This window comes from Thiopseudomonas sp. SA1F2-1K, from assembly GCF_057443035.1.
In genome coordinates this window covers 1,615,587-1,631,354 of sequence record NZ_CM172014.1, presented here as the reverse complement: position 1 = coordinate 1,631,354, position 15,768 = coordinate 1,615,587, and the positions used below count along the sequence as shown (strand labels likewise).

Here is a 15,768-nt window from a genome sequence, read left to right as displayed (position 1 = left end):
ACCCCAAAAGCGGCATTGAAGTGTATAAAACGACAAACCCCACCAAAAAAGGCGGGGTTTGTCAGCTACATGTGCTCTTTCAGTTTGTTTTTTACAGCGTGCTTAGTTATCACTCTCGGTAGTCGTTGAGCTTGGTTTAGCAGTTGGTGTTGTTGCTTTAGGCGCTGGTTTGCGTGCGGTACGTGTTGTACTACGGCTACGGGTTGTGCGCAGGGCTGCTTTAGCTGCCGGTTGACTGGCAGTGGTTTTACTACCGGTAGTAGCCGTATGGGTTGCCGTTGCAGCAGAGGCAGGCTTGGTTGCGGGTTGTTTTTCTGCCGCAGTTGAACCTGACGCTGGCGCAGTTGGCTTTGGAGCTTCTAAGCTTTGGCCAAATAATAAATTGGGCTGATTGAGCACCTTATATAATTTGGCCCAGAGCTTACCAAACTCGCCATCGTCTTTTTGCCAAACAGGCTCTACTTCGCGGGCAATATTGAGCACCGTTTGGCGCGTTTTTTCATCACCCAGTAGCTTCGGTAACGCATTTAGGCTTTCTTCGGGGTAAGCAAACACAATGAGGTTTTGCTGATGCATCGCAGCCTTAATGGTTTCGCGGTTAGGCAGCTCAGGGCTATCGGCTAACAGCTTACGGTAACTGCTTTCCAAATACTCTAAGCGCTCTTTATTGATTCGTCCTTCTGCGCGGGCAAATAGCAGTAAAATGCGTAAGGTAGCCTCCAAAGCGCCGCCTTGATCAATTTGCTGCTCGAGTTGCTCCATTAATGATAAGCCTTTTTCTTCGCTCATTTGCTGCAGCGCGGCTTGGGTTGCACTGCGATCGTCAAGGGCGCCGAGGGCACCATATAGGGCATGGAAGGCCATTTCTTGGGTCGAGTTAATGACTTCTTGCACCGTATTCAGTGAAGACTCAATCCAAGTGGAGTAAAAGTTTTGCCAAGCCAGTAACGGGTTATCTGGATTAACTGGACGACGTTGCTGTTTGGCCAATTGCGCCATACCCGGCAGCCAGCTCATTAGAGGATTTAAGCTGCTAAAAAAGGTTTGCTCTAAGCGAAATGGATGCAGTTCGCGAATCAGCTTGGCGCTTGGTTCGTTAATGAGTTGGCGAATCACCGGGCGTAGGGTCCAGTCATATAGGTTACTGGTCATGCTGGATACGCGCTCAACCTGGATGAATTCTTGCTCGTCATCGCATTTAACGCAGTCGGTGGGGCGAAGATCGATAATGGAGCGCGGTTCAAAGTGCACTTTATAGCTGAGTTCTTGAGTTTTCTGGTTTTCCACGTCATCAATAATCAGCTCAAACAAACCTGGCGGTAGCACTTTAATTGATTCAATGGCCCCAATCATTTCCCGGTGCTCGCGGCGTGCCACCTTACCGGAGACAAAAATGCCTAAGTGGCCAATGGTGTCGTGCTTTAAGTAAACAATGGTTTGCCCAGAAGCGCGCAAAGCCAGATCATCGGGGTAGAGGTCAGCAATCCAATTGAGTGCCTGCTGTGGCGGAGTAATGTTATCGCCATAGGAACTAAAGACCACGATGGGCGCTTTAATTTGGCGTAGATCAACGAGGTTACCGCGGCCATCATTGAGTCCGGCTAAGCGATTGCCAATAAATAACTCGTCAACAATGGCTTCGATTTCTTCACCATTGAGTAGGCTCGGTGCGCCCCACCAGCGTTCAAAATCAAGAAAACGCGGAGGCTCAGTATCGATTTGGCTAAATAGGTTGTAATACTTGGTCCAATAGGTGTTAGCCAGATTTAAGTGAGCAAAGTTGCTGACTAACCAAGCGCCATCAAAACGGCCGTTGCCAAGATCACTGCCAAAGCGGGTCATCCAAGCGCCACCTAAGAGACCACCACTGTAACGCATTGGGTTATTACTGCCATTCTCACCTGCCCAGTAGGACAGCGGGGCACCATTGATGATGACCACGCCAGGTAATTCTGGGCGGGTAGCGGCTAAACCCATTAATGCCCAGCCAGCTTGGCAGTTGCCAATAAGTACTGGTTTATCGGCCTCAGGGTGCAGCTGCATGACTTGCTGAATAAATTGCACCTGAGCATTGGCGATATCGACTAAGGTTTGGCCTGGCGCTGGATTATGGCCAAAAGCAATAAAGTAAGTAGGGTGGCCGGCTCTTAAGCTTTCGCCGATTTCAGAGTCTTTTTTAAAGCCGCCAATGCCGGCGCCATGGCCACCGCGCGGGTCAATCACGATGACCGGTGGCAGGGTTGGATCAATTTTATCTTCAGCGCGAGGGGTGATTTTAAGTAATGAGTAGTTCACCGGACGGCTAAAATTTAGGCCATCTAAAATAACTTCATAGTCAAATTTTAAGAGCACGGGGTAGCCAGCGGCGGCATGGGCGAGGGTGTTATCGCCACGCTGGCGCAGGGTATCAAGAAATAAAACCCAGCGCTGACTAAGATCGCCTAAATAGTTGCCCCAGTCATTTAGGGTGGGGATTTTTAGTGCGTGTTCTTTAAGCGGTTTTAGTAATTGCTGCTGACGCTGCTGTTGGGCGCTTAAAAAATGCTGAGTTTGGGTATTTGATAGCTGACTCAGGTGTTGGTTAACGGCTTTTGCAGTAGCAAAAGAGGCTTGTTGCTTTGCAATAAAATTAGAGTTTTGCATTGGTTTACCTGGAGTTGGATAAAGAAATTCATCGTTAAAGGCAGTGGCAATGCTGCGTTTATAAGCATTCTACAGGCTGTAGAGAAATATGGAAGGATTTTTTGTGCAGTGCAAAATAATAGTTGCATCTAATTTTTAGCTTGGTATCATGGACTCAGTTTAAAAATTAACCCCCACTGGGATGGAGAAGCGCCATGCAAAACTTTTTTGATAATGAAGCACTGAAAAAAGCACAAAACTCTAACTTAGAATTACTGCAGCAATTAAGCCAAACGATGCTGTCAAGCGTAGAGCAACTGACTCAATTGCAGTTAAAAGCGATGCGTGCAGCCACTGAAGACACCTTAACCAATGCACGTAAATTATTAGCTGTTACTGATGCGCAATCACTGGTTGAGTTGCAAACCAGCTTATTTAACCCAGCGACCCAAGCCGAGCGCTTAGCTGAGTTAAATCGTCAAGCCTATGATGTGATCAACCAAGCACAAACTGAAATTAAGCAATTAGCTGGTAAGCAAGTTACTGAGGGCGTTAAAACCGCTCAAGAAACAGTAGAAAACCTTGCTAAGAATGCGCCAGCTGGTAGCGAGCCTGTGGTCCAGGTAATGAAAACAGCTTTTGAAAATGCCAACACGCTGTTTGAGAACGCCCAGCAAGCAGCTCAGCAAGTCGCTGACTTTGCAGAAAGCAGCTTAGCTACGGCCACCCAAGCTGCTAACCAAGCGACGCAAAATGCGGCAAAAGCAGCAGCACCTGCTGCACCGAAAAAAAGCTAAGTTAAGCTGTTAACTAAAAAAACTCGTACAATGATTGTATGAACTGCCCCCAAAAGTTGGACTAACTTTTGGGGGCTTTTGTATTTAAGTGCTCACCTGAATTTAAAGTAAAAGTAGTTCGTGGATATCACAAGTTAAGCATTGGAATATCTATTGTTGCAGCGTAACTGGCATGCTCAAGCCGCTAATTGTCGATAAACCTTGCTGGGTGTTTTCATCCCCTGTGCCTAATGATGTCGTTGTTCGTTGTTCGTTGTTCGTTGTTCGTTGTTCGTTGTTCGTTGTTCGTTGTTCGTTGTTCGTTGTTCGTTGTAGTGCTTGCCAGTGGTCTCAGTGTTAGTGACTGGAATTTAGTTGATTCGATATTTGGCTTTGGTGGAACGGTAGTAACTAAGCCGTGACTGAATCACCGTTACCCATTGTCATCGGTTACCATCTCGGTAATAACTTATTCAATAATTCGTCGCTCGATTCGAGATGGCGCTGCAGCTGTTTTAGGAAATTGAATTCTGGCCTCGCCTCGCCTCGCCTCGTCGTGGGCTTATTTGAGCTCACGAAGAAGGGCTTCATCTACTCTGCAATATTCTTGGGATTGGCCTTCAGGGTGATTCCCATGCCGGTTTCGATATCGCTCAACTACTTCTCTATCTCTTGTTGAGTGAGAGCATAGTGGTGCGAAGCTTCCGGTATCGTAGCCTGTCTGTAATCCCCCCATTTTCCACAGTGCTCATTTGTAGAATTTAAGCTGCCTGTAATAGCTGCCTTGGCGGTACTCCTCCGATAGCAGTGTGAGGGCGTTCGTTGTTATAAGTCCAAAGCCATTGTGTAGCAAGTTCTTGAGCCTGTTCAAAGCAAATGCTAAGTTAGGGCTGATTTTCTTAGATGTGAAACGTGCGGCAGAAGCAGTAACTAAAAAATTTTCGATATATAGGTTTGATGATGACTGCGGAAAGTGTTGATTTTAACGAAGTATGTGAAGAAAGTAAGAAACTGGTGCATTTAACTGCTGAAGGAGAAGCGCTGATTCGTCAAATCGAGCCTAAAATTATTCCGCACCTGGATCGAGTGACTAATCGTTTTTATGAGGTTTTACAAGATGTGCCTTCTACCGCAGCCTTGCTTGAAGGACGTGTTGAACACTTAAAGAAAACACATAGGCAGTGGTTAGAAAGTCTGTTCACTCAGGAAATCGATGCTAAATACACTCAGTGGATGCACCACATTGGTGAAGTTCACGTGAAAGTGAAGTTGCCAGTAGAGTTTATGACCTCTGGTATGGCCTTGATTCAACAAGAGTTATTAGAAGTGCTAGCAAAAGAAAGTTCGCTCGATGCTGAAACTCGTTTGGCTGCCAGTAAGGCGATGATTGCGCTATGTGGTTTTAGTCAGCTAGTTATGCAAAAGTCTTACTCAGAAGATACTTTACGCGGAGAGTTAGAGCGTTTTCTGACTATTACAGGCATGTCGCGAGCATTATTTAACAACTTAGCGGCAGCTTTCTAATTATCGACTCTAGGGTGTACTCGTACCAGTGAACGCAGAAAAGTGCTGCGTTCACTGGGCGTTAAAACCTTAGTTTAGGCTTTTGCTTCAATCACTTCTTGCGCCGCGCGAAAGGCTTCGCCAGCAGCAGGCACACCCGCATACACCGCGCAGTGTAAAATTGCTTCACGAATTTCTTCAACCGTACAGCCATTATTTAGCGCCCCACGCACATGACCTTTAAGTTCTTGCGAGGCTTTGAGTGCAGTTAAGGCAGCAATAGTAATTAAACTACGCTCTTTACGGCTGAGCCCTTCACGCTCCCAGACTGAGCCCCAGGCATGTTGGTTAATAAAGTCTTGCAGGGGTTGGGTAAACTCAGTGGCGTTGTTCATAGCGCGATCAACAAAGGCATCGCCCATAACTTCACGGCGGACGGTGTTAGCGGCAACGGGGGACTGACTCATGAAATACTCCTTAATTAGCGGCTGCTTGTTTGGTTTGCTCAAGGGCTGTTAAGCAGCGCTCTTCAGCAGTATCCAGTTCAAGCTGCATTTGTTTAATATCTAGAATTTGTTGCTCAAGCTGTAAACGGCGCTCGTTAATCATATTGAGCATAATATTTAACTGTTTTTGATTACCGGCTTGGGGATCATACAGCTCAATTAGGGTTTTGCATTCAGCCAGGGAAAAGCCAATCCGTTTGCCACGCAAAATCAATTTTAAGGCCACCCGATCTTTCGGGCTGTAAACCCGTTCTTGTCCGCGACGGGCAGGGCTCAGCATCCCTTGTTCTTCATAAAAGCGAATGGCACGGGTGGTGATATCTAATTCGCTGGCTAGCTCTGAAATGCTAAAGGTACGTGGTTTTTGACTCATACAAATTTCCTTAGGCAGTCTTGCCTAGCGTATAGCTAGCCGCTTAACTCATGGCTAGCCATACGTTAGGCAAAAAAACGCGGAAACTAAGTTCCGCGTAAAAAGGGGTAAGACGTAATGCAATGGTAAGGCTTTAGCGCAGAATTTCACAGCCAGTGGCGGTTTGGAGCTGTTCAAAGCTAACGCCATCGGCTAACTCGACTAGTTTTAGCCCTTCAGGGGTCACATCTAAAACGCCTAGGTCAGTGATAATCCGATCAACCACTGCCACTCCGGTTAACGGTAGATCACACACTTTCAAAATTTTCTGATCGCCATTGCGTGCGGTGTGCTCCATCAGCACCACCACGCGCTTAACTCCCGCGACCAAGTCCATCGCGCCGCCCATGCCTTTGACCATTTTGCCGGGAATCATCCAGTTGGCGAGGTCACCTTGTTCGGAGACCTGCATCGCGCCCAGAATCGAGAGGTTAATATGACCACCGCGGATCATGCCAAAGCTGGTGGCGCTATCAAAGAAGCTGCCGCCGGGCAGGGCGGTAATGGTTTGTTTACCGGCATTGATAAGATCAGGATCAATGGTGTCTTCGGTAGGGAAAGGGCCAATTCCGAGGAGACCATTTTCACTTTGTAGCCAAACGTTCATGCCATCTGGAATGTAGTTAGCTACTAGGGTAGGTAAGCCAATGCCGAGATTCACGTAGAAACCATCTTGCAACTCTTGGGCGGCACGTTGTGCCATTTGTTCACGTGTCCAAGCCATGATTAGCTCCTTACCGTACGTTGTTCAATGCGTTTTTCTGGGGTGGCGTTTAATACAATGCGCTGCACATAAACACCAGGTAAATGGATTTGGTCAGCATCTAATTCGCCAATTTCAACAATTTCTTCCACTTCAACAATACATAGCTTAGAGGCCATCGCTGCCAGTGGGTTAAAGTTGCGGGCGGTTTTATTAAACATTAGGTTGCCGGACTTATCGGCTTTCCAGGCTTTGACTAAGCCCACATCTGCTACTAATGAGCGTTCCATGACATACCACTCGCCATCAAACTCGCGAGTTTCTTTACCTTCAGCCACTAAGGTGCCGTAACCTGTTTTAGTAAAGAACGCTGGAATACCCGCACCGCCGGCGCGCAATTTTTCTGCCAGTGTGCCTTGAGGAGTGAACTCGAGCTCGAGCTCGCCTGCTAAAAACTGGCGCTCGAATTCTTTATTTTCACCCACATAGGAAGAGATCATTTTTTTGATTTGACGGGTTTCCAGTAACTTACCCAAACCAAAACCATCCACCCCCGCGTTATTACTAATCGCGGTGAGCTCTTTTTTACCCGTGTCGCGTAGCGCATCAATTAACGCTTCGGGAATTCCACATAAACCAAAGCCACCTACGGCTAAGGTCATACCGTCTTCAATTACGCCCGCCATTGCCTCGGCGGCAGATGCATATACTTTGTTCATTGTGACCTCAAGAATTATTGTGCCTTTGGTTGCCAAGCCCGTGCGACCCGCGAACCGGTTTCACGACCTAACACCTGACTAATTTGTAAGCCGGCGGCGATAACTTTATCTAGCTCCACACCGGTATTAATACCTAAGCCATTGAGCATATAGAGTACATCTTCAGTGGCCACGTTGCCGCTTGCACCTTTGGCGTATGGGCAGCCGCCTAAGCCAGCCACTGAGCTATCAAATACGGCAATGCCTTCGTACAAGCTGGCATAAATATTGGCCAGCGCTTGGCCATAGGTGTCATGGAAATGACCGGCTAATGCTGAGCGCGGAATATCTTTAGCCACCGCATTAAACAGCGCCGCTGCTTTATGGGGCGTGCCTACGCCAATGGTGTCACCTAAAGAAATTTCATAGCAGCCCATTTGATACAGTGCATTGGCTACCGAGACCACTTCGTTTGGGTCAATCTCTCCCTCATAGGGGCAGCCGAGCACACAAGAAACATAGCCGCGGACCCGAACGCCATGTTGCTTAGCGGCTTCCATTACCGGCTCAAAGCGTTTGAGGCTGTCACTGATAGAGCAGTTAATATTCTTTTGCGAAAATGACTCGGAAGCCGCGGCAAACACCGCTACTTCGCGCACGCCTGCCGCCATTGCGGCCTCAAACCCTTGCATATTAGGCGTGAGGGCCGCATAGGTTACGCGGTCGGTGCTTTGGATTTGTGCAAACACATCGGCGCTACCGGCCATTTGTGGCACCCATTTGGGTGACACAAAGCTGCCCGCTTCAATATAGGCTAAGCCACTGTCACTTAGGGCATCAATGAGCGCCACCTTATCGGCGACGCTAATCGGTTGCTTCTCGTTTTGTAGGCCATCCCGTGGGCCAACTTCAACTAAACGAACATGCGAGGGGAAACTCATTACTCACCTCCGTCTAACTCGACGAGTACCATGCCATCGGTGACCATATCGCCTTCGGCACAGAAGATATTTTGTACCGTGCCAGCATGCGGGGCACGAATACTGTGCTCCATCTTCATGGCTTCGAGTACCACTAAGGTGGCACCTTCTTCTACCGCTTGGCCCGGCTCAACTAAGACCCGCACAATACTGCCGTTCATCGGTGCCGTGAGGCCACCTTGTTGCTGAGAGCCAGCAGCTGCTTGGGCAATAAAGTCGACTTCAGTGATGGCGTGCAGTTCACCACGCCACTCTAAATAGAGCGTGTGGTTAACGCGTAGTGCTGGAAAACGCTGGCGAATACCTGCTTGCTCAAGCACCAGCTGATCGCCAGCGATGGAGGCATTGGCTAGCTCGGCATCAGTGACCACGACCTTTTGCTGTTGTTCACCCGTTTGCAGGTTAAGTACATAACGCTGAGGTTGCGCGCTGCGCCAGCCCGAAGCAGTTGCCCAAGGCGAGGTAGGGTCATCGTGACGTACGCGATCTGCTTGCGTGAGTGCCCAAGCTTTACCCGCTAACTGCCAGAACTCGCTTGGTAGCTCGCTTGGGGTAACAAATAAGTCTTGTTCGTGACGTGGAATAAAGTCGGTATCCAGCTCAGCTGCGGCAAACGCTGGGTGCGCCAGAATACGACTGAGGAACGCAAGGTTAGTGCGCACTCCAGAAATACGGGTTTCAGCCAGCATCGACAGTAAACGTTGCCGTGCTTCTTCACGGTTTTCACCCCAAGCAATCAGCTTGCCAATCATTGGGTCATAGAAGGGTGAAATGCTGTCGCCTTCTTCGATACCACTATCCACACGGCGACCTTCACCAGCGGCCGGCTCACGGTAGAGATTTAAGGTACCGGTTGCAGGTAAGAAATCATTGTCTGGATCTTCAGCATAGAGACGCACTTCAATGGCATGACCATTTAATGGAATTTGCGCTTGGGTCAGCGGGAGAGCTTCACCACGGGCGATACGAATCTGCCAAGCAACTAAATCTTGCCCAGTGATCAGTTCGGTAATCGGGTGCTCAACCTGGAGGCGGGTGTTCATCTCCATAAAGAAGAATTCACCACGGGCATCCAATAGGAACTCAACGGTACCGGCACCCACGTAACCAATGGCTTGTGCTGCTTTGACTGCCGCCTCACCCATAGCTTGGCGTAGTTCTGGGGTTAAGCCTGGAGCTGGCGCTTCTTCTACCACTTTTTGGTGGCGGCGTTGAATCGAGCAGTCACGCTCATTGAGGTACACGCAGTTGCCGTGCATATCAGCAAAAATTTGAATTTCTACGTGGCGTGGCTTGAGCACATATTTCTCGACCAGCATTTTGGGATCGCCAAAAGCTGATTTAGCTTCACGTTGAGCGGATTCTAGTGCTTCTTTGAGCTCAGATTCTTTCTTAACCACCTTCATGCCTTTACCGCCACCACCAGCGGTTGCTTTTAATAGCACTGGGTAGCCGATACGCTCAGAAGCCGCGCGGAAGGTTTCGTAGTCTTGCTCATCACCATGGAAGCCTGGAACCAAAGGCACGCCGGCTTCTTCCATAAGGCTTTTAGCTGCAGATTTGCTGCCCATGGCGATAATCGCGCTGGCAGGTGGGCCAAGAAAAATCAGGCCAGCATCTTCAATCGCTTGGGCAAAGTCGCTGTTCTCAGCTAAGAAGCCATAGCCTGGGTGAATCGCTTGGGCACCAGTGGCTTTTGCCGCTTCAATGATTTTGTCTATTAATAAGTAGCTATCGGCAGGTTTAGCGCCGCCTAGGTTGTAGCGAATATCAGCCATGCGCGCATGACGGGCATCACGGTCAATTTCACTGTGAACCGCCACAGTTTTTAAGCCTTGGGCATTAGCGGTTTTCATGATGCGGCAAGCAATCTCACCGCGGTTGGCAATTAATAAAGTATCAATGTGACGGTTCATTAGCGTGTCTCCTGCCAAGAAGGTGAGCGTTTATCAAAGAAGGAATTTAAGCCTTCTTGCCCTTCAGGGCTGACGCGTAAAGCTGCAATGGTTTGTTCGGTTTTAGCGCGGGTTTCGGCATCAATTTTGCCTTCAGCAACTTCGATCAAGAGCTGTTTGGTGGCGACCATCGCCTGGGGGCTATTTTGGCGTAGATTATCGAGCCAGTGATTAAGCGCTTGCTCTAGCTCAGCGGCTGGGTAGCTTTCTGCTAGCAAACCAAGTTTTGCGGCTTGGCTGCCACTAAAGCGTTCAGCGGTCAGGGCATAGCGGCGCGCGGCGCGCTGGCCGAGGGCTTTTACCACAAAGGGGCTAATCACTGCCGGCGCTAGACCAATGCGTACTTCCGAGAGGCAAATCACTGCATCCTCGGCGCCAATTGCCATATCACAGCAGGCAATTAAGCCAACCGCGCCACCAAAGGCAGCGCCTTGCACCACTGCCAAGGTTGGCTGGGGTAGGTGATAGAGCTGATGCATCAGCTCGCCGAGTTCGTGGGAGTCAGCAAGGTTAGCCTCATAGTCCAGTTGGGCGGAGGCTTTCATCCAGCCTAAATCCGCGCCTGCGGAGAAGTGCTTACCACGGCCACGCAACACCACTAAGCGAATGCTTGGGTCTTGCTTGATTTCAGCCAGTGCAGCAATCAGTTCACTGATGACTCCGGCGTTGAAAGCATTATTTTTTTCTGGACGATTTAGCCATAGGGTCGCAATCCCATGCTCACCGCGTTCTAATTGTATTTCTTGATAAGCCATGACTGCTGCTCCTTACATGCGGAAGACGCCGAACTTGGTCGGCTCAATCGGTGCATTGAGGGTGGCGGATAAGGCTAGGCCTAACACTTCACGGGTTTGTGCGGGATCAATCACACCGTCATCCCATAAGCGGGCGCTAGAGTAGTAAGGGTGACCTTGACGCTCATACTGCTCTAAAATCGGTTGTTTAATGGCTGCTTCTTCTTCAGCCGATAACGTACCGCCGGCACGCTCGGTTTGCTCGCGCTTAACCTGAGCCAATACCCCAGCGGCTTGCTCGCCACCCATTACGCCAATGCGTGCATTGGGCCACATCCATAAAAAGCGTGGGTCGTAGGCGCGACCACACATACCATAGTTACCGGCACCAAAGCTGCCACCCACTAATACGGTGAACTTAGGTACTTGTGCGCAAGCAACCGCAGTGACTAATTTAGCGCCGTGTTTAGCAATTCCGCCTTCTTCGTATTTTTTACCGACCATAAAGCCAGTGATGTTTTGTAAGAAGATCAGGGGGATACCGCGCTGACAGGCTAACTCAATAAAGTGTGCACCTTTTTGTGCCGCTTCAGCGAATAAGATGCCGTTGTTGGCAAGAATCGCTACCGGATAACCATGTAAGTGAGCAAAGCCACAGACCAAGGTGGTGCCAAATAAGGTTTTAAACTCGTCGAACTCGCTGCCATCAACTAGGCGAGCAATGATTTCGCGCACATCAAAGGGCTGTTTAGCATCTGCTGGAATTACGCCATACAGCTCTTGGGCATCATACAGCGGCGCTTGGACGGCGCGGGTTTGAATCTCACCGAGTTTTTTCCAGTTAAGATTAGAAATACAGCGCCGCGCCAAGGCTAAGGCATGGTGATCATCTTCAGCATAGTGGTCTGCCACGCCTGAAATACGGCAGTGAGTATCAGCGCCGCCCAATTCTTCAGCAGTTACTACTTCACCGGTTGCAGCTTTTACTAATGGCGGGCCAGCTAAGAAAATAGTCGCTTGGTTGCGCACCATAATGGTTTCATCGGCCATGGCCGGAACATAGGCACCACCTGCGGTACAAGAGCCCATCACCACGGCAATCTGTGGAATACCTTGGGCGCTCATATTGGCTTGGTTAAAGAAAATTCGACCAAAGTGCTCGCGGTCTGGGAACACTTCGTCTTGGTTGGGCAGGTTAGCGCCGCCTGAGTCCACTAAGTAAATGCATGGCAGACGGTTTTGCTGAGCAATGGTTTGCGCGCGAATATGTTTTTTAACGGTTAGCGGATAATAAGTACCGCCTTTTACCGTGGCATCGTTGGCAATAATCATGCACTCAACGCCTTCTACGCGACCAATACCGGCCACTACGCCAGCGGCAGCAATATTATCCTCATAGACTTCGTAAGCAGCGAGGGGCGAAACCTCTAAAAAAGCCGAGCCTGGATCGAGTAGGGCATTGATTCGATCGCGCACTAATAGTTTGCCGCGGGACTCATGGCGTTGTTGAGCGGCTTGACCACCACCTTGACTGACGGTGTTTAACAAGGCGCGAAGATCATCGACTTGCTCTTGCATCGCTTGTGCATTGGCAGCAAATTCAGGAGAGCGGGTATTAATTTTAGTGTGCAGGGTGGCCATTGGCTGGTCCTCTACTGTTATTGTTGTAGCTACCCTTAGCCGCAGCAGAGGCGGCTAAGGGGCGTAGTTAGAGACGTATTATTTGGTTTCGCGGAATAACTCGCGACCGATTAACATGCGACGAATTTCGCTGGTGCCAGCGCCAATTTCATAGAGTTTGGCGTCACGTAATAGGCGACCTGTTGGGAATTCGTTGATGTAACCGTTACCGCCGAGAATTTGAATCGCTTCGAGAGCCATCTTGGTGGCTGTTTCAGCGGTATACAGAATCACCCCAGCTGCGTCTTTACGGGTAGTTTCACCACGGTCACAGGCTTTCGCCACCGCATATAAGTACGCGCGGCTAGCATTCATTTGCGAGTACATATCGGCAATTTTGCCCTGGATAAACTGGAACTCACCGATGCTTTGACCAAATTGCTTACGGTCGTGGATATAAGGCACCACCACATCCATACAGGCTTGCATAATGCCGATAGGGCCGCCAGCCAGTACTACGCGCTCATAATCGAGGCCGCTCATTAGAACTTTGACGCCGCCATTGATTTCGCCCAGTACGTTTTCAACCGGCACTTCAACGTCATCAAAGAACAGCTCACAGGTGTTGGAGCCACGCATGCCGAGTTTGTCGAACTTATTGCCACGGCTAAAGCCTTTCCAGTCACGCTCAACAATGAACGCGGTAATACCGTGTGGGCCTTTGTCGAGTTCGGTTTTGGCGTAGATCACATAGGTATTAGCATCTGGGCCGTTGGTGATCCAGGTTTTGCTACCGTTTAATACGAAGTGATCACCTTTACGTTCAGCGCGTAAACGCATAGATACCACGTCAGAGCCGGCATTTGGCTCACTCATTGCCAAAGCACCAACGTGCTCACCGGAGATCAGTTTGGGTAAATACTTGAGCTTTTGCTCGTGGGTACCATTACGGTTAATTTGGTTAACGCAAAGGTTCGAGTGCGCTCCGTAGGATAAACCCACTGAGGCTGAGCCACGGCTGATTTCTTCAATCGCGATGACGTGCTCTAAGTAGCCCATCTCAGCGCCGCCGTATTGCTCAGGTACGGTAATACCTAGCAGCCCCATATCACCAAATTTGCGCCACATATCGGCTGGAAATAGGTTTTCTTGATCAATGGCTTCAGCGCGTGGCGCTACTTCAGTTTGTACAAAACCGCGCACCTGATCGCGCAGCATGTCGGCGGTTTCACCAAGAGCAAAATTTAGGCTGGTATATGTCATGTGTAAGTACCCTTGAGCTGATTTTGTAGTTGTTGTTAGAGGCGTAGTGCCTAGTTTAAAAATTTTTGTGTGTGTTATATCAACGTCTTAGAAGGGCTTTGTAGGTGTTTACATCGTCTTCGGTTGCGTTGTATGTTGTTGCCATGGATATGACCTTTACGTTAACGTAAACCAACCTTGGATTAGCTGTCAACACTTTAAAGCGCAGCTAATACTAAGAGAGCAACCTCAATAACAAACATAAAACAGAGGGATTCTTTCATGAGTCTTCCGAGCTATACCTGCGGACCGCAGGACAAACCATTACTAGCAATGACCATTGGTGAAGCCTTCGACCAAACGGTAGCAAGATTCCCGGAGCGTGAAGCCATAGTCGCACGTGAGCAAGATCTGCGCATGACCTGGACTGAACTGTCGGAGCTAGTTAATAAGTCAGCCCGTGCCTTACTTGCGTTAAATATTAAACCGGGTGATCGGGTTGGTATCTGGTCGCCTAACTGCGTGCAATGGTTAGTTACCCAGTTTGCTACGGCTAAAGTCGGAGCTATTTTAGTCAACATCAACCCAGCCTATCGCACCAATGAGCTGGAATATGCCTTGAAGCAGTCGGGCTGTGCTTGGTTAATCAGTGCGGCGTCCTTTAAGTCATCGGACTACCACGCAATGATTAGCGATCTATTGCCAGAGTTAGCGCCAGCCGCGCCGGGCAAGCTAGAAAGTCCGCGTTTACCACAGCTACGTGGTGTGATTAGTTTAAGTGATCATCCCGCCCCTGGCATGATTGCCTGGCAAACTGTGTTATCTAGCGCGCGTACGGTGACTGATGAGCAGCTAGCAGAAGTCAGCAGCAAGCTACAGTTTGATGAGCCAATTAATATTCAGTACACCTCAGGCACTACTGGATTCCCGAAAGGCGCGACCCTCAGCCATTACAATATTTTAAATAATGGGTATATGGTGGGTGAAAGCTTAGGTCTGACTGAACATGACCGGATGGTGATTCCAGTTCCGCTCTATCACTGCTTTGGAATGGTAATGGGCAACCTAGGGGCGCTGACCCATGGCAGTACTATTATTTATCCAAGTGCTGCATTTGATCCAGTGACTACGCTGCGTACCGTGGCAGAAGAAAAAGCTACGGTTTTATATGGCGTGCCGACCATGTTTATCGCCATGCTCGACAGTGAAGAGCGTCCAAGCCTTGATCTCACCAGTTTGCGTACGGGGATTATGGCCGGTTCCATTTGTCCGATTGAAGTGATGAAGCGCGTGATTTCAGAAATGAACATGAAAGAAGTGCAGATCGCTTACGGTATGACAGAAACCAGTCCCGTATCCACCCAAACGGCGAAAGACGATGATCTAGAGCGCCGTACTACGACTGTAGGTCGCACTCAGCCTAACCTTGAAACCAAAATCGTTAACGAAGAGGGGCAAATTGTACCCCGTGGCGAAATTGGTGAGTTATGCACTCGCGGCTATAGCGTCATGTTGGGTTATTGGAATAACCCCGATGCGACTAAAGAAGCGATTGATGAAGCGCGTTGGATGCACACCGGTGACTTAGCCATTATGGATGATGAAGGCTATGTGAAAATCGTTGGGCGTAATAAAGACATGATTATTCGTGGTGGTGAAAACATTTACCCGCGCGAAATTGAAGAGTTTTTATATACCCATGAGTGTGTGGCCGATGTGCAAGTGGTTGGCGTACCGTGCAAAAAGTTCGGAGAAGAAATTGTGGCTTGGGTCCAGTTGCACCCAGGTGATACGGTGACTGAAGATGAATTAAAAGAGTACTGCAAAGGTAAAATTGCGCACTTTAAGGTGCCACGCTACATCAAGTTTGTTGATGAGTTCCCCATGACTATCAGCGGTAAGATCCAAAAGTTCAGAATGCGTGAAATTAGCATGGAAGAACTCGGCATCGAAGCGCCTTAAGCGAATCACTTAAGACGTTAACCAAGACGCCATAATCTAAGGAGGCGTTAACGCC

13 protein-coding genes and 1 pseudogene are annotated in these 15,768 nt (G+C 49.1%); 3 read left to right on the top strand and 11 right to left on the bottom strand.

Annotated features, from left to right (window positions below):
* Window positions 1–102: 102 nt before the first annotated feature.
* Window positions 103–2,643 (bottom strand): DUF3141 domain-containing protein, encoded by a 2,541-nt coding sequence (locus AC2T15_RS07960; protein WP_286593815.1) that lies wholly within the window; start codon window positions 2,641–2,643, stop codon window positions 103–105.
* Between the two features lie 194 nt (window positions 2,644–2,837).
* Between AC2T15_RS07960 and phaP the strand changes: the two genes are divergently transcribed.
* On the top strand, window positions 2,838–3,419 hold the full coding sequence (gene phaP / locus AC2T15_RS07955; protein ID WP_286593816.1) for a TIGR01841 family phasin: 582 nt from the start codon (window positions 2,838–2,840) through the stop codon (window positions 3,417–3,419).
* Window positions 3,420–4,159: 740 nt separating this feature from the next.
* Here the strand turns inward: phaP and AC2T15_RS07950 are convergent.
* A pseudogene (locus AC2T15_RS07950) lies at window positions 4,160–4,264 on the bottom strand (integrase core domain-containing protein); the annotation flags it as partial.
* Window positions 4,265–4,358: 94 nt separating this feature from the next.
* Between AC2T15_RS07950 and AC2T15_RS07945 the strand changes: the two are divergent.
* A complete protein-coding gene (locus AC2T15_RS07945) occupies window positions 4,359–4,922 on the top strand; it encodes a protoglobin domain-containing protein (RefSeq protein WP_286593818.1) in 564 nt (187 codons plus the stop codon).
* Window positions 4,923–4,996: 74 nt separating this feature from the next.
* Here the strand turns inward: AC2T15_RS07945 and AC2T15_RS07940 are convergent, their stop codons facing one another.
* From AC2T15_RS07940 to AC2T15_RS07900, 9 genes are all read right to left on the bottom strand, one after another.
* Window positions 4,997–5,368: a carboxymuconolactone decarboxylase family protein gene (locus AC2T15_RS07940; RefSeq protein ID WP_486777985.1), complete on the bottom strand. Its 372-nt coding sequence runs from the start codon at window positions 5,366–5,368 to the stop codon at window positions 4,997–4,999.
* 10 nt (window positions 5,369–5,378) lie between these two features.
* Entirely contained in the window at window positions 5,379–5,780 is a 402-nt protein-coding gene (locus tag AC2T15_RS07935; RefSeq protein WP_286593822.1) for a MerR family transcriptional regulator, read from the bottom strand.
* A 133-nt stretch (window positions 5,781–5,913) separates the two neighbouring features.
* Window positions 5,914–6,543 (bottom strand): CoA transferase subunit B, encoded by a 630-nt coding sequence (locus AC2T15_RS07930; RefSeq protein ID WP_053102638.1) that lies wholly within the window; start codon window positions 6,541–6,543, stop codon window positions 5,914–5,916.
* A 2-nt stretch (window positions 6,544–6,545) separates the two neighbouring features.
* Window positions 6,546–7,241, bottom strand: a complete 696-nt coding sequence (locus AC2T15_RS07925; protein WP_053099880.1) for a CoA transferase subunit A — start codon at window positions 7,239–7,241, stop codon at window positions 6,546–6,548.
* Window positions 7,242–7,255: 14 nt separating this feature from the next.
* On the bottom strand, window positions 7,256–8,161 hold the full coding sequence (locus AC2T15_RS07920) for a hydroxymethylglutaryl-CoA lyase (protein WP_486777984.1): 906 nt from the start codon (window positions 8,159–8,161) through the stop codon (window positions 7,256–7,258).
* A complete protein-coding gene (locus AC2T15_RS07915; protein WP_486777983.1) occupies window positions 8,161–10,116 on the bottom strand; it encodes an acetyl/propionyl/methylcrotonyl-CoA carboxylase subunit alpha in 1,956 nt (651 codons plus the stop codon). Before AC2T15_RS07915 ends, AC2T15_RS07920 begins: the two co-directional genes overlap by 1 nt.
* Window positions 10,116–10,910 carry a gamma-carboxygeranoyl-CoA hydratase gene (locus tag AC2T15_RS07910; RefSeq protein ID WP_053099875.1) on the bottom strand — a complete coding sequence of 265 codons (795 nt, stop codon included), beginning with the start codon at window positions 10,908–10,910 and terminating at the stop codon, window positions 10,116–10,118. The genes AC2T15_RS07915 and AC2T15_RS07910 overlap by 1 nt, the downstream gene beginning before the upstream one ends.
* Window positions 10,911–10,922: 12 nt before the next feature.
* A complete protein-coding gene (locus AC2T15_RS07905) occupies window positions 10,923–12,530 on the bottom strand; it encodes a carboxyl transferase domain-containing protein (RefSeq protein WP_486777982.1) in 1,608 nt (535 codons plus the stop codon).
* 78 nt (window positions 12,531–12,608) lie between these two features.
* Entirely contained in the window at window positions 12,609–13,772 is a 1,164-nt protein-coding gene (locus tag AC2T15_RS07900; RefSeq protein WP_053099871.1) for an isovaleryl-CoA dehydrogenase, read from the bottom strand.
* Between the two features lie 261 nt (window positions 13,773–14,033).
* On the opposite strand from AC2T15_RS07900, the gene AC2T15_RS07895 reads away from it, so the two are divergent.
* The gene (locus AC2T15_RS07895; RefSeq protein WP_286593828.1) at window positions 14,034–15,713 is read left to right on the top strand and encodes an AMP-binding protein; all 1,680 of its coding nucleotides are present in this window, start codon (window positions 14,034–14,036) and stop codon (window positions 15,711–15,713) included.
* The last annotated feature ends 55 nt before the right edge of the window (window positions 15,714–15,768 follow it).

Bases quoted from the DNA above. Each gene is read 5' to 3' on its own strand.
- AC2T15_RS07960 (WP_286593815.1), bottom strand. From the start codon at position 2,643: ATGCAAAACTCTAATTTTATTGCAAAGCAACAAGCCTCTTTTGCTACT.
- phaP (WP_286593816.1), top strand. From the start codon at position 2,838: ATGCAAAACTTTTTTGATAATGAAGCACTGAAAAAAGCACAAAACTCT.
- AC2T15_RS07945 (WP_286593818.1), top strand. From the start codon at position 4,359: ATGACTGCGGAAAGTGTTGATTTTAACGAAGTATGTGAAGAAAGTAAG.
- AC2T15_RS07940 (WP_486777985.1), bottom strand. From the start codon at position 5,368: ATGAGTCAGTCCCCCGTTGCCGCTAACACCGTCCGCCGTGAAGTTATG.
- AC2T15_RS07935 (WP_286593822.1), bottom strand. From the start codon at position 5,780: ATGAGTCAAAAACCACGTACCTTTAGCATTTCAGAGCTAGCCAGCGAA.
- AC2T15_RS07930 (WP_053102638.1), bottom strand. From the start codon at position 6,543: ATGGCTTGGACACGTGAACAAATGGCACAACGTGCCGCCCAAGAGTTG.
- AC2T15_RS07925 (WP_053099880.1), bottom strand. From the start codon at position 7,241: ATGAACAAAGTATATGCATCTGCCGCCGAGGCAATGGCGGGCGTAATT.
- AC2T15_RS07920 (WP_486777984.1), bottom strand. From the start codon at position 8,161: ATGAGTTTCCCCTCGCATGTTCGTTTAGTTGAAGTTGGCCCACGGGAT.
- AC2T15_RS07915 (WP_486777983.1), bottom strand. From the start codon at position 10,116: ATGAACCGTCACATTGATACTTTATTAATTGCCAACCGCGGTGAGATT.
- AC2T15_RS07910 (WP_053099875.1), bottom strand. From the start codon at position 10,910: ATGGCTTATCAAGAAATACAATTAGAACGCGGTGAGCATGGGATTGCG.
- AC2T15_RS07905 (WP_486777982.1), bottom strand. From the start codon at position 12,530: ATGGCCACCCTGCACACTAAAATTAATACCCGCTCTCCTGAATTTGCT.
- AC2T15_RS07900 (WP_053099871.1), bottom strand. From the start codon at position 13,772: ATGACATATACCAGCCTAAATTTTGCTCTTGGTGAAACCGCCGACATG.
- AC2T15_RS07895 (WP_286593828.1), top strand. From the start codon at position 14,034: ATGAGTCTTCCGAGCTATACCTGCGGACCGCAGGACAAACCATTACTA.